Source organism: Candidatus Pantoea formicae, from assembly GCF_011752625.1.
In the GTDB taxonomy this organism is placed as follows: domain Bacteria; phylum Pseudomonadota; class Gammaproteobacteria; order Enterobacterales; family Enterobacteriaceae; genus Pantoea; species Pantoea formicae.
Map to the genome: position 1 here is coordinate 558,557 of NZ_VWXD01000002.1, position 22,488 is coordinate 581,044.

Genomic DNA, 22,488 nt, shown 5'->3' on the forward strand with positions numbered 1-22,488 from the left:
CTATGGCTTTAGCCTCTCTTTACTCGCAGCAGCGGGTTCGCTTGCTGCTGGCGTTAATCACGGGTGCCGTTGGCACCCTTTCCTTTTCTCCTTACGATTTCTGGCCCGCGGCATTAGTTTCGCTGGCTGGTCTGCAACTGCTACTGCTGGATCGGCGTAGCCCTCAGGCGGCAGCAATAGGTTTCGTATGGGGCTTTGGTCTCTTCGGCAGTGGTATTAACTGGGTTTACGTCAGCATCGCCACCTTTGGTGGCATGCCCGGCCCGGTGAATGTTTTCCTCGTCATTCTGCTCGCGGCATACCTTGCCATCTATCCGATGCTGTTTGCTGCGGTGCTAAATCGCCTGTGGCCTCGCGCATCCTTGTGGCGTCTGGCGTTAGCGGCTCCCGCGTTGTGGCAGATCAGCGAATTCCTGCGCGGCTGGATCCTCACCGGGTTCCCGTGGTTGCAGTTCGGTTATAGCCAGATCGATGGCCCACTGAAAGGTATTGCACCTCTGGCTGGCGTCGAAACTATCACTTTCCTGTTAATGGTGATTGCCGGTTTAGGTGTGCATGCGCTTTATCATCGCAGCATAAAGAGCCTGGTCGCCGCCGCAGCCTTGCTGCTACTGCCGTGGCCACTCCGCATGTTGCAGTGGTATCAACCCCTGCCAGAACGCAGCGTGGATGTGGCAATGGTGCAAGGTAACATTCCACAGTCAATGAAGTGGGATCCACAACAACTGTTGAACACCCTGCGCGTCTACACCTCCTACAGCCAGCCTTACATGGGCAAAGCGCCCATTATCATCTGGCCGGAATCTGCTATTACCGATTTGGAAAGTAATCAGCAGCCGTTCCTGAAGGCGCTGGATGAGGAGTTACGCGCACGTGGCAGTTCCCTGATTACCGGTATTGTCGATTCACGGATCGAAGGCGACAACCGCTACCACGATTACAACTCGGTGATTGTGTTGGGCGGCGAGCAGCCTTACAGCTATCAAAGTCGCAACCGTTACCAGAAAAACCATCTGGTACCCTTTGGTGAATTTGTGCCGCTGGAAGACCTGCTGCGTCCGCTGGCACCGTTCTTCGACCTGCCGATGTCATCGTTCAGTCGGGGTGCCTATGTGCAGCCGCAGTTAAAAGTGTCGGGCTATAATCTGACCAGCGCCATCTGCTACGAAATCGTTTTAGGTGAACAAGTACGGGCAAACTTCCATTCGGATACCAACTTCCTGCTGACGGTGTCCAATGACGCCTGGTTTGGTCATTCTATTGGTCCATGGCAGCACTTCCAGATGGCACGTATGCGTGCTCTGGAGTTAGGCCGACCGCTACTGCGATCCACCAACAACGGTGTCACTGCGGTAGTGAATGCCGATGGTGAAGTAGAAAAAGAGATTCCACAATTCACGCGCGAAGTGCTGGAGGCCAAAGTGACCCCCACAACGGGCGAGACACCTTACGCAAAAGCAGGTATCTGGCCGGTGTGGATCCTGACACTGATCGGTATCGTGCTGGCGATCATTCGCCGTCGTAACTGACACCTTGCTCACACTCTGACAGGCGAAGTGCTCACTTCGCCTTTTTTTTGCGCTGTTTTTCGCTCCCATCGGCTACGCTTTACCAGATTCTCTGCTGGCTTTTTTCCTCTTTTCTTCGTGCTGGCACGATCATTGCTATTTATTTCAGTGGTTTTATTAACATCAGTGTTCTGTCAGCGTAATGCCATGTTTATGCACTACTATCTGGCACTGATTCGCACCTTCATAGCGCAAAGGCGTTTTTTTGCCTCTTATTGGTGCGGAGCGGCTCGCAAAAAAGAAACTTTTTTGTTTCATTGCGTTAACAATTCGCTATGTTAATCACTATCCTGCGCGCAGTTGCGCTAAGGGATAATAAGAAAAGCAGCAGGAAATACACACAACATCACAATCTGCGCAGTTTATGTTCTGCGCGACATTCACTCAAAGGAGTAGGAACATGCAGACACGCAAAGTGGCATTATCGCTTCTGCTGTTGGGAGCAGCAGCGGGAGCGGCCCAGGCGGAAGATCTCACCGGCACCCTGAAAAAAATTAATGATAGCGGCGTGATCGTCGTTGGGCATCGTGAGTCATCAGTTCCCTTTTCTTACTACGACAACCAGCAAAAAGTGGTTGGCTATTCACAGGATTATTCCAACGCTATCGTTGCGGCGATCAAAGCCAAGCTGAATAAGCCGGATCTGCAGGTCAAAATGCTGCCGATTACCTCGCAAAACCGTATTCCATTGTTGCAGAACGGGACTTACGATTTCGAGTGCGGTTCAACCACCAACAACCTTGAGCGCCAGCAGCAAGCTGCGTTCTCCGATACCGTGTTCATCATCGGTACACGTCTGCTGGTTAAAAAAGGCGGCGATATCAAAGATTTTGCTGATCTGAAAGGCAAAACCGTTGTCGTGACCTCAGGCACCACTTCTGAAGTTCTGCTGCACAAGCTGAACGATGAGAAGAAAATGGACATGCGCATCATCAGTGCGAAAGACCATGGCGATTCTTTCCGTACGCTGGAAACCGGACGTGCTGTGGCCTTCATGATGGATGACGCGCTGCTGGCAGGTGAACGTGCTAAAGCGAAGAAACCAGATGACTGGCAAATCACTGGCACACCACAGTCGAAAGAAGCTTACGGCTGTATGCTGCGTAAAGAAGATCCGCAGTTCAAACAGCTGATGGATGACACCATCGCGAAAGCGCAGACCTCTGGTGAAGCTGCTAAGTGGTTCGATACCTGGTTCAAACAGCCGATTCCACCGAAAAACCTGAATATGAACTTTGAACTGTCTCCAGATATGCAGGCACTGTTCAAGGCACCAAACGACAAAGCACTCTGAATTAACAATGAAAACAAGGGCAGTTAGGCTGCCCTCTCGATTGCTGAACACGCGGTGAGGACAGACAGACTGCAACAGGTCGTTCCCCTGAAGCAGGACGCAAGACACCGCTCAACAATCTTATGGGTAGCCTCGCTACCCTTTTTTTACCGGAGCTCGTTATGGGTATCGATTGGAACTGGGGCATCTTTTTACAACAGGCCCCGTTCGGCAATACGACTTACCTCGGCTGGCTGTGGTCCGGATTTCAGGTCACCATTGCGGTTTCCTGCTGTGCCTGGATTATCGCCTTCCTGGTAGGTTCCTTCTTTGGCATTCTGCGTACCGTGCCTAATCGCCTGCTGTCGACTATCGGCACTTGCTACGTGGAACTGTTTCGTAACATCCCGCTGATCGTACAGTTCTTCTTCTGGTATCTGGTGGCACCAGAACTGGTCGGGGAAAAACTGGGGATGTGGTTTAAGGCGGGGCTGGATCCGAACGTACAGTTCTTCATCTCTTCCACCATTTGCCTGGGACTGTTCACCGCAGCACGTGTCTGTGAGCAGGTTCGTGCGGCCATTCAGTCGCTGCCACGTGGTCAAAAAAATGCGGGCCTGGCCGTCGGTCTGACGCTGCCACAAACCTACCGCTACGTGTTGTTACCCAACGCGTATCGCGTCATTGTGCCGCCGATGACCTCGGAAATGCTGAACCTGGTGAAGAACTCTGCTATCGCCTCGACCATCGGTCTGGTCGATATGGCGGCACAAGCGGGCAAACTGCTCGACTACTCAGCCCATGCCTACGAATCTTTCACCGCCATCACCTTGGCGTACGTCGGCATTAACCTGGTGATCATGCTGATTATGAGTCTGGTAGAACGCAAAATTCGCCTGCCTGGCAACCTGGGAGGCAAATAATGTATCAGTTTGATTGGAGTTCGATTCCACCCAGCCTGCCCTATTTATGGAATGGCTTGATCATCACTTTCAAAATCACGGCGGTTGCCGTGGTGTTCGGTATCGTATGGGGCACGATTCTGGCCGTGATGCGCCTGTCTCCGTTTGCACCGATTCGCTGGTTTGCCAAGCTGTACGTCAACCTGTTCCGCTCCGTGCCATTAGTGATGGTGCTGTTGTGGTTCTATCTGGTAGTGCCCGCTTTCCTGCAACAGGTTTTAGGGCTCTCACCCAAAACCGATATTCGCCTGATCTCTGCGATGGTGGCCTTTGCGCTGTTTGAAGCAGCCTATTACTCGGAAATCATTCGTGCCGGGATTCAAAGCATTTCGCGTGGACAGTCAAATGCGGCGCTGGCATTGGGCATGACCCAGTGGCAGTCGATGCAACTGATCATCCTGCCGCAGGCATTCCGCGCCATGGTGCCATTGCTGCTGACGCAGGGCATCGTGTTGTTCCAGGATACGTCGTTGGTGTATGTGTTAAGCCTGGCTGACTTCTTCCGTACCGCCTCAACCATTGGTGAGCGTGACGGTACCCAAGTCGAGATGGTTCTGTTTGCCGGTCTGGTCTACTTCGTGATCAGCCTGAGCGCTTCGCTGTTGGTTAGCTATCTGAAAAGAAAAAGGACGGTTTAAATGATTAGCCTGAAAAATGTTTCTAAGTGGTATGGTCACTTTCAGGTGCTGACCGACTGCTCCACCGAAGTGAAAAAAGGTGAAGTGGTGGTGGTCTGCGGACCGTCCGGTTCGGGAAAATCAACGCTGATCAAGACAGTTAATGGTCTGGAGCCAGTGCAGCAAGGCAGTATTCAAGTCAACGGCACCGAAGTGAACAACAAGAAAACCAACCTTGCACAACTGCGTAGCAAGGTGGGTATGGTGTTCCAACACTTCGAACTGTTCCCGCATCTCAGTATTGTCGATAACCTGGTGCTGGCGCAGGTTAAAGTGCTGAAGCGTGATAAAGCTGCCGCGCGTGAAAAAGGCCTCAAACTGCTGACGCGCGTCGGTCTGGCTGCGCATGCTGAGAAATTCCCAGGACAACTGTCTGGCGGCCAGCAACAGCGTGTGGCGATTGCCCGCGCGCTGTGCATGGACCCGATTGCGATGCTGTTTGACGAACCGACTTCTGCACTGGATCCAGAGATGATCAACGAAGTGCTGGACGTGATGGTCGAGTTGGCGAATGAAGGCATGACCATGATGGTGGTCACGCATGAGATGGGCTTCGCACGTAAGGTGGCCAATCGCGTGATCTTTATGGATGAAGGAAAAATTGTCGAAGACACCAACAAAGATGACTTCTTCAACAACCCGCAATCTGACCGTGCGAAAGACTTCCTCGCGAAGATCCTGCATTAATTAGCGCCATCCATTGCGCCACTGTGTGCTTGTGTTTCCCCATCACGCAGTGGCGCGATTTATCACGCGAGTTTACCCCATCAAGGTTCAAAAGGCTGACGCTGGAAATGGTCGTGCCCACACTCCGGGCAACGCGTTAAGCTCTCTGGGGTGTATATCGCACGCGTGAAACCACACTGCTCACACACCAGATTGCCCAATCCGACCACCTCTCCGCTTTGATAAACACCATGGTGGCGCAAATCCTGAAACACCTCACGCCACTCCAATTGGCTCTTATCCGTGATATCGGCCAACTCCTTCCAGAGACTTTCGCGAATCACCCGCATAAACACCGAGTCGCCTAAAACATCTGAGGACTCTTGGTAACTGAGCGCAAACTCATGTAAGTCACGCCTTACGGCCCGCATCACCTCATTAACCTCAGAAGGGGTCAGTGTTTTTTTTGCCAGTAAATCCTGTCGCGCTTCGGCAACCAGCGCATCGACATCACGCTCGCCTTGCTCAAGCCGTTGGGTTAATGCCGCTATCGTTGCACGATACTCCTGCGCCACGTTATTCATTTTGTTCTCCTTTCCGCCGGAATAGCTGCTTTTAAGTTTAGCTGTTCTGTCATATTTGCTGTGCGCTGAGCCGAGGAAATCGTAAAAGGGTGAAAGCAGCGGCGCATTACGCAGAAATCCGGTCGGCAGGGGCGTGAAATGTTGTTGAGGGAGAGCCTTATGGGTATGCTATGCGGATCTAAAAGTATGCAAAACGATTTTCACAAAGGACCACAGGCAGCCATGCAAGAGCAATACCGCCCGGAAGAGATAGAATCCCGCGTCCAACAGCACTGGGACGAAAACGAAACCTTTAAAGTGACTGAGCAGGAAGGTAAAGAGAAATACTATTGCCTCTCAATGCTGCCCTATCCTTCTGGCCGCCTACACATGGGCCACGTGCGTAACTACACTATTGGCGATGTGATTGCACGCTACCAGCGTATGCTCGGTAAAAACGTCCTGCAGCCGATCGGCTGGGATGCTTTCGGCCTGCCGGCTGAAGGTGCCGCGGTGAAAAACAATACTGCGCCAGCGCCTTGGACCTACGACAACATCGAATACATGAAGAACCAGCTCAAACTGCTGGGCTTTGGCTATGACTGGAGCCGTGAGTTAGCGACCTGCCAGCCAGAGTATTATCGCTGGGAGCAGTGGTTCTTCACCAAGCTGTATGAAAAAGGCATGGTCTACAAAAAGACCTCTGCGGTGAACTGGTGCCCGCATGACCAAACCGTACTGGCTAACGAACAGGTTATCGACGGCTGCTGCTGGCGTTGCGACACCAAAGTTGAACGCAAAGAGATTCCACAGTGGTTTGTGAAAATCACTGCCTACGCAGAAGAGTTGCTGAACGATCTCGATAAGCTGGAAGATTGGCCTGAGCAGGTCAAAACCATGCAGCGTAACTGGATTGGCCGTTCTGAAGGCGTAGAAATCACCTTCGACGTGGCTTACAGCGAAGAGAAATTGACGGTTTATACTACCCGTCCAGACACCTTCCTCGGTGCCACCTATGTCGCCGTGGCTGCGGGTCACCCACTGGCCCGTCAGGCTGCCGCCAGCAACCCGGCACTGTCAGACTTCATCGCCGAATGCAGCACCACCAAAGTGGCGGAAGCCGACATGGCGACGATGGAGAAGAAAGGCATGGCCACCGGCCTGTTTGCTATCCATCCGCTGACCGGTGAAGAGATTCCAGTTTGGGTGGCTAACTTCGTGTTGATGGAGTACGGCACCGGTGCCGTGATGGCCGTTCCGGGCCATGACCAGCGTGACTGGGAATTTGCCACCAAGTACAACCTGAATATTAAGCCAGTGATCCTGAATCTTGACGGTTCAGAGCCTGACCTGAGCGAAGCCGCGATGACCGATAAGGGCGCGCTGTTCAACTCTGGCGAATATAACGGTTTGGATCATCAGGCTGGTTTCAACGCGATTGCTGATGCGCTGGCTGCAAAAGGCGTGGGCGTGCGTAAAGTTAACTACCGTCTGCGCGACTGGGGTGTGTCACGTCAGCGTTACTGGGGCGCACCTATCCCAATGGTAACGCTGGAAGATGGCACAGTAATGCCAACGCCAGAAGACCAACTGCCGGTTATCCTGCCGGAAGATGTGGTGATGGACGGAATCACCAGCCCGATCAAAGCCGATCCTGAGTGGGCGAAAACCACCGTTAACGGCCAGCCTGCCCTGCGTGAAACCGACACCTTTGACACCTTCATGGAGTCATCTTGGTACTACGCACGTTACACCTGTGCAGACTACAACGAAGGCATGCTGGATCCCGCTGCGGCCAACTACTGGCTGCCGGTCGATCAGTATGTCGGCGGTATCGAACACGCCATCATGCACCTGATGTATTTCCGCTTCTATCACAAGCTGTTGCGTGATGCGGGTCTGGTGAACTCTGACGAGCCAGCAAAACGCCTGCTGTGTCAGGGTATGGTGCTGGCCGACGCGTTCTATTACACCGGCGCGAGCGGCGAGCGCAACTGGGTTTCACCCGTCGATGTCACGGTTGATCGCGACGAGAAGGGCCGTATCGTTAAGGCTATCGACAACGAAGGCCGCGAAGTGGTTTACGCTGGCATGAGCAAAATGTCGAAGTCGAAAAACAACGGCATCGACCCGCAGCTGATGGTAGAACGTTACGGTGCAGATACCGTGCGTCTGTTCATGATGTTTGCTTCCCCAGCAGAAATGACGCTGGAGTGGCAGGAATCCGGTGTTGAAGGGGCTAACCGCTTCCTGAAACGTGTCTGGAAATTGGCTTACGATCACGTTGAAAAAGGTGCCACCGTGGCACTGGACGTTAATGCGCTGAATGACGATCAGAAAGCGCTGCGTCGTGATCTGCACAAAACCATCGCCAAAGTGGCCGATGACATTGGCCGTCGCCAGACGTTCAACACCGCTATCGCTGCTATCATGGAGCTGATGAACAAGCTGACGCGTGCGCCGCAAGAGAGCGAGCAAGATCGCGCCCTGCTGCAGGAAGCGTTGGTGGCTGTTGTTCGCCTGCTCTATCCGTTCACCCCACACGCCAGCTATGTTCTGTGGCAGGCGCTGGGCGGTGAAGGTAACGTGGATGAGGCGAGCTGGCCGGTTGCTGATGAAGCTGCAATGGTGGAAGATTCACTGTTGGTGGTGGTACAGGTTAATGGCAAAGTGCGCGGCAAGATTACCGTTGCGCCTGATGCTACTCAGGAGCAGGTTCAGGCGCGTGCTGCGCAGGAGCATCTGGTGGCGAAATATCTGGATGGCGTCACCCTTCGTAAAGTGATTTATGTCCCTGGCAAACTGCTTAACCTGGTCGTAGGTTAAGTTCAGGAGGAACTGTGCGACAACTGATTATCAGGCTGTTTGTCCTACTGGCGGTGTTGATCACCGCCGGCTGTGGTTTTCACCCGCGCGGCACCACTTTGGTGCCTACCGAGATGAAAACGCTGATCGTCCAGAGTGGTGACCCCTACGGTCCACTGGCTCGTACCGTGCGTCAGCAGCTGCGTATCAATGATGTGACTATTGTTGATGACAGCAAAATGGCCAGTGCGAAATACCCCACTCTGCGCTTAGGTGCTGAGATGCAGGGCCGTGATACCGCATCGGTGTTTATTAGTGGCACCACTGCGGAGTATTCACTGGTGATGACGGTCACCGCACAGGTTCTGATTCCGGGCAAAGGTATCTATCCGATCAGCACCACCGTGTATCGCTCTTTCTTCGACAACCCGAATGCCGCATTGGCGAAGGATGCCGAGCAGGACATGATCGTGCAGGAGATGCGCCAACGTGCCGCCGAGCAGTTGGTACGTAAACTGCTGGTGGTGCATGCTGCACAGGAAGCCAATAAAGTATCACTGCCGCAGCCGGAGACGATTGCACCGGGTCAGAACTCACCGGAAGTGTCATCTTCGTCAGCTACTAGTCTGCAATGATCAGGATTTATCCTGAACAACTGAGCGCGCAGCTTCGAGAGGGGCTGCGCGCCTGTTATTTTCTCACCGGTAATGAGCCTCTGCTGATTCAGGAAAGCGCGGATGCCATCCGTGCCGTCTCAAGCGCGCAGGGCTTCGAAGAACACTTCAGCGTAACCCTTGATGCACAAACCGACTGGGACGCCATCTTTGCCAGCTGTCAGGCGCTCAGCCTGTTTACCCAGCGCCAAACCTTAACCTTGCAGTTGCCGGAGAACGGCCCCAATGCGGCCATGGCGGAGCAACTGGTTAAGTTGGCCAGCCTGCTTCACAGCGATATCCTGCTGATATTGCGCATGGCAAAACTGACCAAAGCTCAAGAAAACAGCGCCTGGTTTAAAGCGCTGAGTGCACAAGCGGTGCTGGTTCCCTGCCAAACACCGGAACAGGCTCAGCTGCCGCGTTGGGTTGCGACCCGCGCTAAAGCCATGAAACTGAGTGTCGATGACGCCGCCATCCAACTGCTTTGTTACTGTTACGAAGGCAACTTATTAGCCTTAGGACAAGCGCTGGAACGCCTCTCACTGCTCTGGCCGGATGGCAAATTAACCCTGCCACGCGTAGAAGCCGCAGTGAATGATGCCGCGCATTTTACGCCGTTCCACTGGGTTGATGCGCTACTGGCGGGAAAAAGTAAACGCGCCCTGCACATTCTGCATCAACTGGAAAAAGAAGATGCCGAAGTGGTGATTCTGCTGCGCTCGCTACAGCGTGATTTGCTCACCCTGTTGCATTTGCAGCGTAACCAAGCGAAACAGGGCTTACGCACATTGATGGATCAGCAGCGCATTTGGCAAAATCGCCGTGCACTGTTTACCGAGGCATTGCAGCGCCTGGATGCGCGCCGTTTACAACGCGCAGTTCATCTGCTGGCGGAGTTAGAGCTGACCATGAAGCAGGATTATGGGCAAAACCTCTGGCCGCAGTTAGAAACGCTGTCACTGCTCATCTGTCACCGCGATTTTCCCTTGAGTTTTACCGATGTCTAAACTCTATGCGCTGTTTGGCGGCACCTTCGATCCTATCCATTACGGTCATTTACGCCCGGTAGAAGCACTGGCGCAGCTGGTTGGGTTGAAAAAAGTGACGCTGCTACCCAACAATGTGCCACCACACCGCCCACAACCCGAAGCGAGCGCGCAGCAGCGTGTCGCCATGCTGCGTTGTGCCATCGCCGATCGTCCTTTATTCGATATCGATACGCGTGAGTTGGAGCGTGAAACGCCTTCATGGACCGTGGCCACACTTGAAGCATTGCGTGCGGAACGCGGCGCAGAACAGCCCCTCGGGTTTATCATCGGCCAGGATTCTCTGCTAACGTTAGCCAAATGGCATCGTTGGCAAGATTTGCTGTCCCTGTGCCATTTACTGGTCTGTCAGCGGCCGGGTTATGCCACGCAGATGGATACCGATGAAATGCAGCAGTGGCTGGACGCGCATCGGGCGCATAGTCCGCAGCAGTTACATCACTCACCGGCAGGTCACATCTGGTTGGCTGACACCCCACTGTTTGACATCTCCGCCACGGAAATTCGTCAGCGCCGCCACAACGGACGCTCTTGTGCCGATCTCTTGCCGGACGCCGTTATCGACTATATCGATCGCGCTGGCTTATATCGCGGCTGATCGTTGCGTGCTATACTGCGCCGCTTCATTTTCAGCTACGTTTTCCGGGCATTCTGCCTGCTCGTAATCACCTGTTTTTAAGGGGAACCTTTTGCAAGGTAAAGCACTCCAAGATTTCGTTATTGATAAGATTGATGATCTTAAAGGCCAGGACATCATTGCCGTCGATGTTCAGGGCAAATCCAGCATCACCGATTGCATGATTATCTGCACCGGCACGTCGACGCGCCATGTCGTGTCTATTGCCGACCATGTCATCCAGGAATCACGCCTCGCTGGCCTCAAACCGCTGGGTGTTGATGGTAAAGCTGCCGCAGATTGGGTAGTGGTTGACCTCGGTGAAGTGATTGTTCATGTGATGCAGGAAGAGAGCCGCCAGCTGTATGAGCTGGAAAAGCTCTGGAGCTAAGCGTTGAAACTTCAGCTTGTGGCCGTTGGCACCAAAATGCCCGACTGGGTTCAGACCGGCTTCATGGAGTATCTGCGCCGTTTCCCTAAGGATATGCCGTTTGAACTGACCGAAGTGACGGCCGGTAAACGTGGTAAGAACGCGGATATCAAACGCATCCTGGAAAAAGAGGGCGAAGCGATGCTGGCTGCCGTGGGTAAAGGCAACCGTATCGTCACGTTAGATATTCCAGGGCAGCCGTGGGAAACGCCACAGTTGGCACAGCAGTTGGAACGCTGGAAGCTGGATGGCCGAGATGTCAGCTTGCTGATCGGTGGTCCAGAAGGACTGGCTCCAGCGTGTAAAGCCGCCGCTGAGCAGAGCTGGTCGCTGTCTGCGTTAACCCTGCCGCACCCCTTGGTGCGCGTGTTAGTGGCAGAAAGCCTGTATCGTGCCTGGAGCATCACCACGAATCATCCTTATCACCGTGAATAAACGCCTGACAACCTCCAGACAATAAACGCAGCGGATGAAATTACAGAGCAACGCCTTTCGCGACTACAGTGCTGAACAGAAACTCTTTGTCCGCCGGGCTCTGGTAGCTTTTGTTGGCATTTTTTTGCTCTCCAGCGTGCTGGTGGTCAATCTCTACCACCTGCAGATTCTGCGTTTCGACGATTACAGCACCCGTTCGAATGAAAACCGCATCAAGCTGGTGCCCGTCGCCCCCAGCCGCGGCATCATTTTTGATCGCAACGGCGTGCCGTTGGCGCTCAATCGCACCATTTATCAGGCTGAACTGGTGCCTGAAAAAGTCGATGATCTCAAACAGACGTTGCAGGATTTACGTCCAGTGCTGGACCTGACCGACGACGATATCGACGCCTTTGAAAAAGAGCGCAAGCGCTCACGCCGCTTTACCTCTATTCCCGTGAAGACGGCCCTTAACGATGTTCAGGTGGCGCGCTTTGCGGTGAACCAGTACCGTTTCCCGGGTGTGGAAGTTAAAGGCTATCAGCGCCGTTACTACCCCTATGGTCAGACGTTAACGCACGTCGTAGGTTACGTATCCAAAATCAACGACCGTGACGTCAAACGACTCGATGATGAAGGCAAATGGCCCAACTATGCGGCCACGCATGATATCGGCAAGCTCGGCATCGAAAACTTTTACGAAGACGTGCTACACGGTAAGACCGGCTACGAAGAGGTTGAAGTCAACAACCGCGGTCGCGTCATTCGTCAACTGCACGAGCAATCACCTCAGGCCGGGCGCGACATCTATCTGACTGTCGATCTCAAACTGCAACAGTATATTGAAACCTTACTGACCGGCAGCCGTGCCGCAGTGGTAGTGAGCGATCCGCGCACCGGTGAGATACTGGCACTGGTTTCAACCCCCAGCTATGACCCCAATTTATTTGTGGATGGCATTTCCAGCAAAGACTACAAAGCCTTGCTGAGCGATGAAAACCGTCCGCTGTATAACCGCGCGTTGCAGGCATCTTACCCGCCGGCATCAACAGTTAAGCCCTACGTTGCCGTTTCCGCGTTGAGTGCAGGCGTGATTAACCGCAATACCAGCCTGTTCGATCCCGGCTGGTGGCAGTTACCGGGTTCTGAAAAACGCTACCGCGACTGGAAAAAGTGGGGGCATGGTCGCCTGAACGTGACCAAATCACTGGAAGAGTCAGCCGATACCTTCTTCTATCAAGTGGCCTATGACATGGGGATAGATCGCCTGTCCGAATGGATGACCAAGTTTGGTTATGGCCATCGTACCGGCATCGATCTGCCGCAGGAAAGCCCAGGCAATATGCCGACGCGTGAATGGAAACTGAAGCGCTTCAAGAAGCCGTGGTATCAGGGTGATACCATCCCGGTGGGCATCGGCCAGGGTTACTGGACAGCCACACCCGTGCAGATGAACAAAGCCATGATGATTTTGATCAATGACGGTGTGATTAAAGTCCCGCATCTGCTGCGCGCAACGCGTGAAGGCCAGACGATGGTGCCGTACCGCCAACCCCCTGATGCGCCGATTGGCGATATTCATTCGGGATACTGGGAAATTGCTAAAGATGGCATGTATGGCGTGGCGAACCGTGCTAATGGTACGGCACACAAAAGCTTTGCCGATGCGCCTTACAAAATCGCCGCGAAATCAGGTACGGCACAGGTATTCGGTCTGAAAGAGAACGAAACCTACAACGCCCACAAGATTGCAGAACGGCTGCGCGACCACAAGTTAATGACCGCTTTCGCGCCGTATGACAAACCGCGTGTGGCCGTCACGATGATTCTGGAAAACGGCGGAGCGGGCCCAGCGGTTGGCACCGTGATGCGTCAAATTCTCGACCATATTATGTTAGGCGACAACAACACCGTGCTGCCTGAAGCTGCACCGACGCCGCCTGGCTACGAAGGTGAATAAAGATGTCCATGAACGATAGCCCGCAGAAAAGATCGATCTGGACGCGTATCCATATCGATCCCCTGTTTATGTTGATTATCCTGGCGTTGTTAACCTACAGCGCCATCGTGATCTGGAGCGCCAGCGGTCAGGATCCTGGCATGATGGAGCGTAAACTCGGTCAGATTGCGATGGGCATTATCATCATGTTGGTGATGGCGCAGGTGCCGCCGCGCGTCTATGAAAGCTGGGCGCCCTATCTCTATATTGTCTGCGTGATACTGCTGGTAGCGGTTGATGCCTTTGGTCATATCAGTAAAGGGGCGCAGCGTTGGCTCGATCTGGGCTTTGTGCGTTTCCAGCCCTCGGAGATCGCTAAAATTGCGGTGCCGTTGATGGTCGCGCGCTTTATTAACCGCGATGTCTGCCCTCCGACTCTGAAGAATACCGGTATCGCGTTGGTGCTGATTTTCATGCCGACGCTCTTAGTGGCTGCACAGCCTGACCTTGGTACTTCGATCCTGATCGCAGCCTCCGGTCTGTTCGTGCTGTTCCTGTCCGGCATGAGCTGGAAGCTGATTGCGGTGGCGGTCCTGCTGGTGGCGGCGTTTATTCCGGTTCTGTGGTTCTTCCTGATGCACGACTATCAGCGCGATCGCGTCATGATGCTGCTTGACCCCGAGAGTGACCCACTCGGCGCGGGTTATCACATCATCCAGTCAAAAATCGCGATTGGTTCCGGTGGACTGCGCGGGAAAGGCTGGCTGCATGGCACCCAGTCACAGCTGGAATTTCTGCCAGAACGCCATACTGACTTTATCTTCGCGGTGTTGGCAGAAGAACTCGGCCTGGTCGGCGTCTTACTGCTGCTGGTACTCTATTTACTGCTGATTTTACGTGGTCTGATCGTCGCCGCGCGGGCGCAAACCACCTTTGGACGCGTGATGGCCGGTGGTTTGATGCTGATTTTATTCGTTTATGTTTTCGTTAACATTGGCATGGTAAGTGGTATCTTACCGGTGGTTGGCGTACCGCTCCCGCTGGTGAGCTACGGCGGATCGGCATTGATTGTGTTAATGGCCGGATTTGGCATCGTGATGTCGATCCATACTCATCGAAAAATGTTATCTAAAAGCGTTTAAGAGGCTGCACATGCGTAAGGATTGGCTTGGGGTTGCACTGGCATCACTGGTACTGGCTGCCTGTTCCACACCAGAACAGCAGACGAACACGGCACCGCCACAACCGGCCTACAACGGCCCAGTGGTTGAAATTCCAGGCGTGGAGCCGCGCTATGAACCGATCAATCCTTCGACCAGTCAGGATTACAGCGTCAACGGTAAAAACTATCGCGTCATCAAAGACCCATCGAATTACAGCGAAGTGGGCCTGGCAACCTGGTACGGTGCTGAAGCGCAAGGCAATCGCACCGCCATTGGTGAAGCCTACGATCCCGATGCGATGACCGCTGCCCATCCGACGTTGCCGCTGCCAAGCTATGTGCGCGTCACTAACCTTGCGAATGGTCGCCAGATTGTGGTGCGCGTCAACGATCGCGGCCCTTACACACCAGGACGTATTATCGACCTGTCTCGTGCCGCGGGTGACCGTTTGAATATCTCGAACAACTCGCGCGTCCGCGTGGATTACATCAAAGTTGCGCCCGATGGCTCCTTGTCTGGTCCTGGCACCATTGGCACCACCGTCGCCAAACAGAGCTATGCCCTGCCCTCCCGTCCTGACTTAGGCGGCGGCATGGTGATGATGGGCGGCAGCAGTGCTAATGCCACACCAGAACCGGCACCTCAGGATGTCCGCGCCGTAGACAACAGCACGCTGCAAAGCAATGGCAGCCTGGGCGCGCCGGTACAGAGTGGCGGTTTCCTTGGAGCACCACAGCCGTTAGCCAATGGCGTGCTGGAAGGCAGTGAACCTACCCCGTCCCCTGTGGCAGCGCCGGTTACCGCACCTGTTGCTGCCAGTGCTGCGGCACCGGTCAGTCAGACCGCCCATGCTGGCAGTGGCTACGTGGTTCAGGTTGGCGCGGTGAATGATGCTGCGCGTGCTCGCCAGTTGGCGACCAGCCTTGGCAAACGCTTTGGTGTACCCGGTAATGTGGAAGCGAACGGCAACGTCTACCGCATCCAACTCGGTGGTTTTAGTAGCCGTGCCGAAGCCGCCGCACTGCAGCAGCGCCTGACGACAGAAGCTCAAATGAGCTCATTTATTACAACTGCCCGCCCCTAATATCACGGGCAGTGACCTTTACCGCTGAAACTGATTTGCAAAGCAAGATGTCGCCTGATGGGGCGTTTGCTATAGTAAGGCACTTTTTTCACTCTTAGCCCACGGATGTTGTAGTCCTTAACATGAATACGCTGAAACCTTCTCGTTTTCTGAAACGCCTGACAGTGGGATCACTGGTCGCCCTTTCTCTCAGCCATGCCGCATTTGCGGACGATGTTAATCTTAAGACGATGATCCCGGGCGTCCCGGAAATCGATGCTGAAGCTTATGTGCTGATCGATGCCAACTCCGGCAAAGTGCTGGCCGAAAAAAACGCCGATGCGCGTCGCGATCCCGCCAGCCTGACCAAAATGATGACCAGCTACGTGATTGGTCAAGCCGTCAAAGCAGGCAAAATCCATAACGACGATATCGTCACCGTAGGTAAAGATGCCTGGGCAACCGGTAACCCGGTGTTCAAAGGCTCTTCACTGATGTTCCTGAAGCCAGGCGATCGCGTACCGGTTTCTCAGCTGACGCGCGGTATCGTGTTGCAGTCAGGTAACGATGCCTGTGTGGCCATGGCCGACTATGTTGCTGGCAGCCAGGATGCGTTTGTAAGCCTGATGAACAACTACGTGGGTGCGTTGGGTCTGAAAAACACCCGCTTCCAGACTGTGCACGGTCTGGATGCTGAAGGCCAATACAGCTCGGCGCGTGATATGGCGCTGATCGGCCAGGCACTGATTCGTGACGTGCCGGACGAGTATTCGGTCTACCGTGAAAAAGAGTTCACCTTCAACAATATCAAACAGATGAACCGTAACGGTCTGCTGTGGGATACCAGCCTTAACGTTGACGGCATCAAAACCGGTCATACCGATGCGGCGGGTTACAACCTGGTGGCTTCTGCGACGGAAGGCCAGATGCGTCTGATCTCAGCGGTGATGGGTGGTCACACCTACAAAGGTCGTGAAACCGAGAGCAAGAAACTGCTGACCTGGGGCTTCCGCTTCTTTGAAACCGTAGCACCACTCAAAGCCGGTAAAGAGTTCGCTTCAGAGCCGGTATGGTTTGGTAACAGCGATCGCGTACAGTTAGGTGTGGAGAAAGATGCGTATCTGACTATTCCACGCGGCCGCATGAAAGATTTGAAAGCCAGCTACGTGCTGAACAACACCGAACTGCATGCGCCGCTGCAGAAAAATCAGGTAGTGGGCAGCATTAACTTCCAGCTGGATGGCAAAACGATTGAACAGCGCCCGCTGGTCGTCCTGAACGAAGTGCAAGAAGGTGGCTTCTTCAGTCGTATCATCGATTACATCAAACTGATGTTCCACCACTGGTTCGGCTAAGGCGCGCTTGAAAAAACGCCACATTGCCCCCAAATAAGCTACTATATTTGCTCCCGCCTCGGCGGGAGCCTGTTTTTAAGCACCGGAGTGAATAATGAAAACCAAATTGAATGAACTGCTCGAATTCCCTACCTCCTTCACTTACAAAGTGATGGGTCTGGCGCAACCGGAGCTGGTTGATCAAGTGGTTGAAGTGGTGCAGCGCCATGCGCCGGGCGACTACAAACCTGACGTGAAGCCAAGCAGCAAAGGCAACTACCATTCAGTTTCGATTACCATCATCGCCACCCATATCGAACAAGTGGAAACTCTGTACGAAGAGTTGGGTAACATCGATATCGTGCGCATGGTTCTGTAATACCCTCGCTGGCAAAGGCGGCTTTGCCAGCGTTATACTCAAGCCTCCACTCTTTACCGGATCTTCGCTTTGTCAGCTAACACGCTACTTGTTCGTCAACTGGGACTGCGCGACTGGCAGCCCGTCTCCGATGCCATGCATCAATTCACCGATCAACGTGACAGCCACACCGCCGATGAAATTTGGCTGGTGGAACATCACCCCGTCTTTACCCAAGGACAAGCAGGTAAAGCTGAGCATCTGCTGATGCCCGGTGATATCCCGGTGGTGCAAAGCGATCGCGGCGGTCAGGTGACTTATCATGGGCCTGGGCAGCAAATCATGTATGTGCTGATTGACGTTAAGCGCCGCAAAATGGGCGTCCGCGAATTGGTCACCGCACTGGAAGAAACGGTAATCAGTACGCTCGCAGACTATGGTATTGTTGCTCGCGCGCGTGCCGATGCGCCTGGCGTTTATGTGGGCGATGAGAAGATCTGTTCGCTTGGGTTACGCATTCGTAAAGGGTGCTCCTTTCACGGATTAGCCTTGAATATCGCCATGGACCTCACGCCGTTCCTGCGTATAAACCCCTGCGGCTATGCAGGCATGCAAATGACGCAGCTCAGCGCATTACATACTGGCGTCACGCCAGCGGATGTAAGGCCGCGCCTGGTGCAACATTTCGCCCGATTGACCGCTTTTACCCAACTGGAATGGCAAAATGAGGCAAGGGTCTGACCTTGACTGTCTGTGCGCATTTACAAAATTGTAACTTTCGTATGGGCTTATCGGCTGCTTATGGGCGGACGAGATGATATAATTTTTGCCATATTTTCAAAAAAAGTTGAAAGCCTGGTTCTCAGTTTGAGTGAGGAAGCTTTCAAATCGCAATCCCGACCGGAACCTGCAGATTTATGAGTAAACCAATTCAGATGGAACGTGGCGTCAAGTATCGCGATGCCGACAAAATGGCGCTGATTCCGGTGAAAACCGTGATGGTCGAGCGTGAAGAGATTCTGCGTAAGCCGGAGTGGATGAAGATTAAACTGCCTGCGGACTCTAGCCGCATTCAGGGTATCAAAGCCGCGATGCGCAAAAATGGCCTGCACTCGGTCTGTGAAGAGGCTTCCTGCCCTAACCTCGCTGAATGTTTCAACCACGGTACCGCCACCTTTATGATCCTCGGTGCGATTTGTACCCGCCGTTGCCCGTTCTGCGACGTCGCCCATGGCCGTCCGAATGCACCAGACGCCAATGAACCACTGAAGCTGGCTCAAACTATCGCCGATATGGCACTGCGTTATGTGGTCATTACCTCAGTGGACCGCGACGATCTGCGTGACGGGGGTGCTCAGCACTTTGCCGATTGCATCAGCGCTATCCGCGAGAAAAGCCCGAGTATCAAAATTGAAACCCTGGTGCCTGATTTCCGTGGTCGTATGGACCGTGCGCTGGAAATCCTCACCGCAACACCGCCGGATGTATTCAACCACAACCTGGAAAACGTGCCGCGCGTGTATCGTCAGGTTCGTCCAGGTGCTAACTATGACTGGTCTCTGAAGCTGTTGGAACGCTTTAAAGAAGCGCACCCAGATGTGCCGACCAAGTCTGGCCTGATGGTCGGCCTCGGTGAGACCAACGCAGAGATTATTGAAGTGATGCGCGATTTGCGTCGCCACGGCGTCACCATGTTAACGCTCGGTCAGTATCTGCAGCCAAGCCGTCACCATCTGCCCGTCCAGCGCTATGTTAGCCCAGCCGAGTTTGATGAGATGAAAGAAGAGGCGATGGCGATGGGCTTCACGCACGCTGCTTGCGGCCCATTTGTGCGCTCCTCCTACCATGCCGATATGCAGGCGAAAGGGTTGGAAGTGAAATAATCGGCTTATTGGCTGCTGATGTGCGGCAGCCAAATTTATCTGAAGCCAGAAAAACAAAAACCAGACTGGAAGCAGTCTGGTTTTTTTATCGACGTCATAAATTTTTACATTTATTGACGTGTAGTGGTGATATTACTCTTTGTGACTCACGCGTTCAGCAGGTACTTCTTCAGCGGTGCTTTTGGTTGCGGTGGATTCATCGTCTTTCATGGCTTTCTTGAAGCCTTTGATTGCGGAACCCAGATCGCCACCCAGTGAACGTAACTTGTTGGTACCAAACAGCAGCACAATCAGTGCACCGATGATCAGCAGTTTGGCAATGCTGAAACCTTCCATACTTTACCTTTCAACCTTAATGAAAAACGAACATAACTATTAACGCGCAGTTTATCACCTGTCTCAAGTAGAATCTGTAACAGATTACGATCAACATCCAATTAACATTAAATGAAGCGACTGAGAAATGCCTGCGTGCGCGGATGTTGTGGATTGCCAATCACCTGTTCTGGACTGCCCTGCTCCACCACCACTCCGCCATCCATAAACACCACCCGATCGGCTGCCTCACGCGCAAAACCTATTTCATGCGTCACCACAATCATGGTTAATCCGCGATCCGCCAGCGTACGCATCGTTGCTAATACTTCCCCCACCAACTCCGGATCAAGCGCCGATGTCGGCTCATCGAACAGCATCAACGCAGGTTTGATTGCCAGTGCACGTGCAATCGCGACGCGCTGCTGTTGTCCGCCAGAAAGATGGCGCGGCCACGCATCGGCTTTATCACTCAATCCCACCGTTGAAAGCAGTTCCCGGGCATGTTGCAACACCTCCTGACGCGGGAACTTATGCACGCCAATCGGCGCTTCGATAATGTTCTGCAAAACGGTCATGTGCGGATAAAGATTAAACTGCTGAAACACCATGCCGATTTTCTGGCGCTGATGGGCAATTTTGCGCGCCGATAAGCGATGCAAAATCCCACGTTTCAGTTCATAGCCGACTTGGTCATCACCGACCATAATCGAGCCCGCATTCATATCTTCCAAATGGTTAATACAGCGAAGAAAGGTGGATTTACCGGATCCCGAAGGACCTAAAATCACCACCACTTCTCCTGGAAACACATCCAAATCAATGCCTTTCAGAACCTGATTATCGCCATAGCTTTTTTGGACATTACGGGCGCGCACTAGCGGCTGAACATCACTCATACATCCTCCTTCAAGCGCGGGGTGCCCGTCATATTCTGTTCTTCGCTGCCCGCCCGGCGTTTATTCACCACCACCGTGCGTTTGGTACCACGCGCGTAGTAACGTTCAATTGCTGATTGCCCAACATTCAGGATGGAGGTGATAAACAGATACCAAATAACTGCCACCATCAGCATAGGAATGATTTCAAACGTACGGTTGTAGACTGCCTGCACTGAATAGAGCAGATCACCCATCGCAATCACACTCACCAACGATGTCGCCTTGATCATGCTAATCAACTGATTACCCGTGGGCGGAATAATCGATCGCATCGCCTGTGGAATAATGATGCGACGCAGTGCACGACTGCGGCTCATACCAAACGCTTGGGTAGTTTCAACCTGACCATGATCCACTGATAACAACCCAGCGCGGATGATCTCCGCCATATAGGCCGCTTCATTCAGTGCCAGGCCAGCAATGGCTGCCGTTAAGGGTGTGATCAGATCGTTGGTGTTCCAACTGGCAAAAGTGATATCCGTCCAGGGCACCGTGATCGAAATGGACGGGAACAGCGTTGACAGGTTGTACCAAAAGATCAGCTGGACCAGCAGTGGCGTACCGCGGAAAAACCAGATGTAGAGCGACGAGAGCCCACTCAATAATTTATTCTCTGACAGGCGCCAGACCGCCAGAAGCAGACCCAGCAGCGTACCGAGAATCATGGATACCACCGTCAGCCCCAGCGTGACCTGCAGTCCTTTCATCACCGAACCTTCAGTGAACCACTGCAGTACCACTTTCCACTCAAAATTCGGGTTCGTCGCCACCAACCAAAGGAAGTTTGTTCCGATCACCAGTACCACAATCCATGAGATCCAGCGACCATAGGTAGGCGCACTGCGGGCGAAAGCCACATCGCGCTGTTGCACGTCGGCCTTATCCCTGGCTCGCGTATTGTGGGTTGCTGGATTCATTTTGCTGTCCCCTGCGCCAGATTGCGCCCCGGTTGCTGCAATATGTTGCCGTCAAGTTTCCACTTTTTCATAATGGCCGCATAAGTGCCATTGGCGAACAGCTCTTTATAGGCATCCAACACCACGTTCCCCAGTTCAGAGCCTTTCGGGACCACGGTGCCCTGGAAAATATCGCCAAAGCCGTTTTTCTGTCCCTTACCTGACAATTCCAACTGACCATTCGCCTGATCGATGAAATAGGTCAGCGGTGCTTGTGATGAGAAGAAGGCATCCGAACGTTTGGAACGCACCGCCAGAATAGAGGAAGGCTGATCGGTAAAGGATTGCACCTGAACCGCTGGCTTACCTGCGGCAACGCAGGCATCCGACTGCTTACGAATCACCTGCTCGGCAGAACCGGCCGCCATCACGGCGATGCGCTTGCCGCAGGTGTCTTCCAGACCGTTAATTTTGGCTGGATTGCCCTTCTGCACGCCGAACACCACGAATTCCTGCACAAAATCGATGAAATCGACCTTCTGCTGACGATCAGGGTAGTCACCAATCGGACCAATCGCCATCTGATAGCGGCCCGAGTTGATGCCAGCCAAAACACCCGACAAACCGCTCACCGTGGCGTGTTCAATTTTTACGCCCAGCAGCTGTGCCAGCGCATTCGTCAGATCTGCAGAGGCGCCGTCCATCGAATGTGGTCCGTTAACGATCTCATACGGAGGAAAAGAGCCGTTATTTACCGAAATCATTTTGCCAGCGCTTTTAATCTCTGCCGGTAGTCTGTCATGCAGTGCCTGATCGACTTTCTGCGTTGGGATCGTCTCCGCTGCCTGCACCGCGTTGACCGTCAGCCCCAGAGCCAACGCTATTGCTGTTGTTAATTTATTCATTGGCCAGTTTCCCCA

The 22,488-nt window shown here is 53.5% G+C and carries 23 protein-coding genes; 18 read left to right on the forward strand and 5 right to left on the reverse strand.

Annotation, left to right across the window (positions count from 1 at the left end):
* Positions 1-2: 2 nt before the first annotated feature.
* The 5 genes from lnt to F3J38_RS07310 all read left to right on the forward strand — a co-directional run bounded on the left by lnt (position 3) and on the right by F3J38_RS07310 (position 5,167).
* Positions 3-1,529 carry an apolipoprotein N-acyltransferase gene (gene lnt / locus F3J38_RS07290; RefSeq protein WP_167136402.1) on the forward strand — a complete coding sequence of 509 codons (1,527 nt, stop codon included), beginning with the start codon at positions 3-5 and terminating at the stop codon, positions 1,527-1,529.
* 439 nt (positions 1,530-1,968) lie between these two features.
* The gene (locus F3J38_RS07295) at positions 1,969-2,862 is read left to right on the forward strand and encodes a glutamate/aspartate ABC transporter substrate-binding protein (RefSeq protein WP_034829071.1); all 894 of its coding nucleotides are present in this window, start codon (positions 1,969-1,971) and stop codon (positions 2,860-2,862) included.
* Between the two features lie 161 nt (positions 2,863-3,023).
* The gene (locus F3J38_RS07300; RefSeq protein WP_167136404.1) at positions 3,024-3,764 is read left to right on the forward strand and encodes an amino acid ABC transporter permease; all 741 of its coding nucleotides are present in this window, start codon (positions 3,024-3,026) and stop codon (positions 3,762-3,764) included.
* The gene (gltK, locus tag F3J38_RS07305) at positions 3,764-4,441 is read left to right on the forward strand and encodes a glutamate/aspartate ABC transporter permease GltK (RefSeq protein ID WP_167136406.1); all 678 of its coding nucleotides are present in this window, start codon (positions 3,764-3,766) and stop codon (positions 4,439-4,441) included. The genes F3J38_RS07300 and gltK overlap by 1 nt, the downstream gene beginning before the upstream one ends.
* Positions 4,442-5,167 carry an amino acid ABC transporter ATP-binding protein gene (locus F3J38_RS07310; protein ID WP_039330504.1) on the forward strand — a complete coding sequence of 242 codons (726 nt, stop codon included), beginning with the start codon at positions 4,442-4,444 and terminating at the stop codon, positions 5,165-5,167.
* An 80-nt stretch (positions 5,168-5,247) separates the two neighbouring features.
* Here the strand turns inward: F3J38_RS07310 and F3J38_RS07315 are convergent, their stop codons facing one another.
* Entirely contained in the window at positions 5,248-5,730 is a 483-nt protein-coding gene (locus F3J38_RS07315) for a zinc ribbon-containing protein (RefSeq protein WP_167136408.1), read from the reverse strand.
* A 222-nt stretch (positions 5,731-5,952) separates the two neighbouring features.
* On the opposite strand from F3J38_RS07315, the gene leuS reads away from it, so the two are divergent.
* The 13 genes from leuS to lipA all read left to right on the forward strand — a co-directional run bounded on the left by leuS (position 5,953) and on the right by lipA (position 19,416).
* A complete protein-coding gene (gene leuS, locus F3J38_RS07320) occupies positions 5,953-8,535 on the forward strand; it encodes a leucine--tRNA ligase (RefSeq protein WP_167137113.1) in 2,583 nt (860 codons plus the stop codon).
* Between the two features lie 14 nt (positions 8,536-8,549).
* Positions 8,550-9,149 (forward strand): LPS assembly lipoprotein LptE, encoded by a 600-nt coding sequence (gene lptE / locus F3J38_RS07325; RefSeq protein ID WP_167136410.1) that lies wholly within the window; start codon positions 8,550-8,552, stop codon positions 9,147-9,149.
* Entirely contained in the window at positions 9,146-10,177 is a 1,032-nt protein-coding gene (gene holA / locus F3J38_RS07330; RefSeq protein ID WP_167136412.1) for a DNA polymerase III subunit delta, read from the forward strand. The genes lptE and holA overlap by 4 nt, the downstream gene beginning before the upstream one ends.
* Positions 10,170-10,814 (forward strand): nicotinate-nucleotide adenylyltransferase, encoded by a 645-nt coding sequence (gene nadD, locus F3J38_RS07335; RefSeq protein WP_167136414.1) that lies wholly within the window; start codon positions 10,170-10,172, stop codon positions 10,812-10,814. Before holA ends, nadD begins: the two co-directional genes overlap by 8 nt.
* Positions 10,815-10,905: 91 nt before the next feature.
* On the forward strand, positions 10,906-11,223 hold the full coding sequence (gene rsfS, locus F3J38_RS07340) for a ribosome silencing factor (RefSeq protein ID WP_167136416.1): 318 nt from the start codon (positions 10,906-10,908) through the stop codon (positions 11,221-11,223).
* A 3-nt stretch (positions 11,224-11,226) separates the two neighbouring features.
* Positions 11,227-11,697 carry a 23S rRNA (pseudouridine(1915)-N(3))-methyltransferase RlmH gene (gene rlmH, locus F3J38_RS07345; protein WP_013357098.1) on the forward strand — a complete coding sequence of 157 codons (471 nt, stop codon included), beginning with the start codon at positions 11,227-11,229 and terminating at the stop codon, positions 11,695-11,697.
* Positions 11,698-11,731: 34 nt separating this feature from the next.
* A complete protein-coding gene (gene mrdA, locus F3J38_RS07350; RefSeq protein ID WP_167136418.1) occupies positions 11,732-13,636 on the forward strand; it encodes a peptidoglycan DD-transpeptidase MrdA in 1,905 nt (634 codons plus the stop codon).
* An 8-nt stretch (positions 13,637-13,644) separates the two neighbouring features.
* The gene (gene mrdB / locus F3J38_RS07355) at positions 13,645-14,757 is read left to right on the forward strand and encodes a peptidoglycan glycosyltransferase MrdB (RefSeq protein WP_167137116.1); all 1,113 of its coding nucleotides are present in this window, start codon (positions 13,645-13,647) and stop codon (positions 14,755-14,757) included.
* A gap of 10 nt (positions 14,758-14,767) precedes the next feature.
* Positions 14,768-15,862 carry an endolytic peptidoglycan transglycosylase RlpA gene (gene rlpA, locus F3J38_RS07360; RefSeq protein ID WP_167136420.1) on the forward strand — a complete coding sequence of 365 codons (1,095 nt, stop codon included), beginning with the start codon at positions 14,768-14,770 and terminating at the stop codon, positions 15,860-15,862.
* 122 nt (positions 15,863-15,984) lie between these two features.
* Positions 15,985-17,196, forward strand: coding sequence for a D-alanyl-D-alanine carboxypeptidase DacA (gene dacA / locus F3J38_RS07365; protein ID WP_167136422.1), 1,212 nt, complete (start codon positions 15,985-15,987; stop codon positions 17,194-17,196).
* Positions 17,197-17,290: 94 nt separating this feature from the next.
* Positions 17,291-17,554 (forward strand): DUF493 family protein YbeD, encoded by a 264-nt coding sequence (gene ybeD, locus F3J38_RS07370; RefSeq protein WP_084935415.1) that lies wholly within the window; start codon positions 17,291-17,293, stop codon positions 17,552-17,554.
* A 69-nt stretch (positions 17,555-17,623) separates the two neighbouring features.
* Positions 17,624-18,274 (forward strand): lipoyl(octanoyl) transferase LipB, encoded by a 651-nt coding sequence (gene lipB, locus F3J38_RS07375; RefSeq protein WP_167136424.1) that lies wholly within the window; start codon positions 17,624-17,626, stop codon positions 18,272-18,274.
* Between the two features lie 176 nt (positions 18,275-18,450).
* Entirely contained in the window at positions 18,451-19,416 is a 966-nt protein-coding gene (lipA, locus tag F3J38_RS07380) for a lipoyl synthase (RefSeq protein WP_167136426.1), read from the forward strand.
* 132 nt (positions 19,417-19,548) lie between these two features.
* On the opposite strand, the gene tatE is transcribed toward lipA, so the two are convergent.
* The 4 genes from tatE to F3J38_RS07400 form a co-directional block, all read right to left on the reverse strand.
* Positions 19,549-19,752: a twin-arginine translocase subunit TatE gene (tatE, locus tag F3J38_RS07385; RefSeq protein ID WP_167136428.1), complete on the reverse strand. Its 204-nt coding sequence runs from the start codon at positions 19,750-19,752 to the stop codon at positions 19,549-19,551.
* Between the two features lie 107 nt (positions 19,753-19,859).
* Positions 19,860-20,630: an amino acid ABC transporter ATP-binding protein gene (locus F3J38_RS07390; protein ID WP_167136430.1), complete on the reverse strand. Its 771-nt coding sequence runs from the start codon at positions 20,628-20,630 to the stop codon at positions 19,860-19,862.
* Complete coding sequence (locus tag F3J38_RS07395) at positions 20,627-21,589, reverse strand: amino acid ABC transporter permease (RefSeq protein ID WP_167136432.1); 963 nt, start codon at positions 21,587-21,589, stop codon at positions 20,627-20,629. Before F3J38_RS07395 ends, F3J38_RS07390 begins: the two co-directional genes overlap by 4 nt.
* A complete protein-coding gene (locus F3J38_RS07400) occupies positions 21,586-22,473 on the reverse strand; it encodes an ABC transporter substrate-binding protein (protein WP_167136434.1) in 888 nt (295 codons plus the stop codon). Before F3J38_RS07400 ends, F3J38_RS07395 begins: the two co-directional genes overlap by 4 nt.
* Between the last annotated feature and the right edge of the window lie 15 nt (positions 22,474-22,488).

What these genes read in the sequence shown, in the direction of transcription:
- lnt (WP_167136402.1), top strand. Translation starts at nt 3, where the DNA reads ATGGCTTTAGCCTCTCTTTACTCGCAGCAGCGGGTTCGCTTGCTGCTG.
- F3J38_RS07295 (WP_034829071.1), top strand. Translation starts at nt 1,969, where the DNA reads ATGCAGACACGCAAAGTGGCATTATCGCTTCTGCTGTTGGGAGCAGCA.
- F3J38_RS07300 (WP_167136404.1), top strand. Translation starts at nt 3,024, where the DNA reads ATGGGTATCGATTGGAACTGGGGCATCTTTTTACAACAGGCCCCGTTC.
- gltK (WP_167136406.1), top strand. Translation starts at nt 3,764, where the DNA reads ATGTATCAGTTTGATTGGAGTTCGATTCCACCCAGCCTGCCCTATTTA.
- F3J38_RS07310 (WP_039330504.1), top strand. Translation starts at nt 4,442, where the DNA reads ATGATTAGCCTGAAAAATGTTTCTAAGTGGTATGGTCACTTTCAGGTG.
- F3J38_RS07315 (WP_167136408.1), bottom strand. Translation starts at nt 5,730, where the DNA reads ATGAATAACGTGGCGCAGGAGTATCGTGCAACGATAGCGGCATTAACC.
- leuS (WP_167137113.1), top strand. Translation starts at nt 5,953, where the DNA reads ATGCAAGAGCAATACCGCCCGGAAGAGATAGAATCCCGCGTCCAACAG.
- holA (WP_167136412.1), top strand. Translation starts at nt 9,146, where the DNA reads ATGATCAGGATTTATCCTGAACAACTGAGCGCGCAGCTTCGAGAGGGG.
- nadD (WP_167136414.1), top strand. Translation starts at nt 10,170, where the DNA reads ATGTCTAAACTCTATGCGCTGTTTGGCGGCACCTTCGATCCTATCCAT.
- mrdA (WP_167136418.1), top strand. Translation starts at nt 11,732, where the DNA reads ATGAAATTACAGAGCAACGCCTTTCGCGACTACAGTGCTGAACAGAAA.
- mrdB (WP_167137116.1), top strand. Translation starts at nt 13,645, where the DNA reads ATGAACGATAGCCCGCAGAAAAGATCGATCTGGACGCGTATCCATATC.
- rlpA (WP_167136420.1), top strand. Translation starts at nt 14,768, where the DNA reads ATGCGTAAGGATTGGCTTGGGGTTGCACTGGCATCACTGGTACTGGCT.
- dacA (WP_167136422.1), top strand. Translation starts at nt 15,985, where the DNA reads ATGAATACGCTGAAACCTTCTCGTTTTCTGAAACGCCTGACAGTGGGA.
- ybeD (WP_084935415.1), top strand. Translation starts at nt 17,291, where the DNA reads ATGAAAACCAAATTGAATGAACTGCTCGAATTCCCTACCTCCTTCACT.
- lipA (WP_167136426.1), top strand. Translation starts at nt 18,451, where the DNA reads ATGAGTAAACCAATTCAGATGGAACGTGGCGTCAAGTATCGCGATGCC.
- tatE (WP_167136428.1), bottom strand. Translation starts at nt 19,752, where the DNA reads ATGGAAGGTTTCAGCATTGCCAAACTGCTGATCATCGGTGCACTGATT.
- F3J38_RS07390 (WP_167136430.1), bottom strand. Translation starts at nt 20,630, where the DNA reads ATGAGTGATGTTCAGCCGCTAGTGCGCGCCCGTAATGTCCAAAAAAGC.
- F3J38_RS07395 (WP_167136432.1), bottom strand. Translation starts at nt 21,589, where the DNA reads ATGAATCCAGCAACCCACAATACGCGAGCCAGGGATAAGGCCGACGTG.
- F3J38_RS07400 (WP_167136434.1), bottom strand. Translation starts at nt 22,473, where the DNA reads ATGAATAAATTAACAACAGCAATAGCGTTGGCTCTGGGGCTGACGGTC.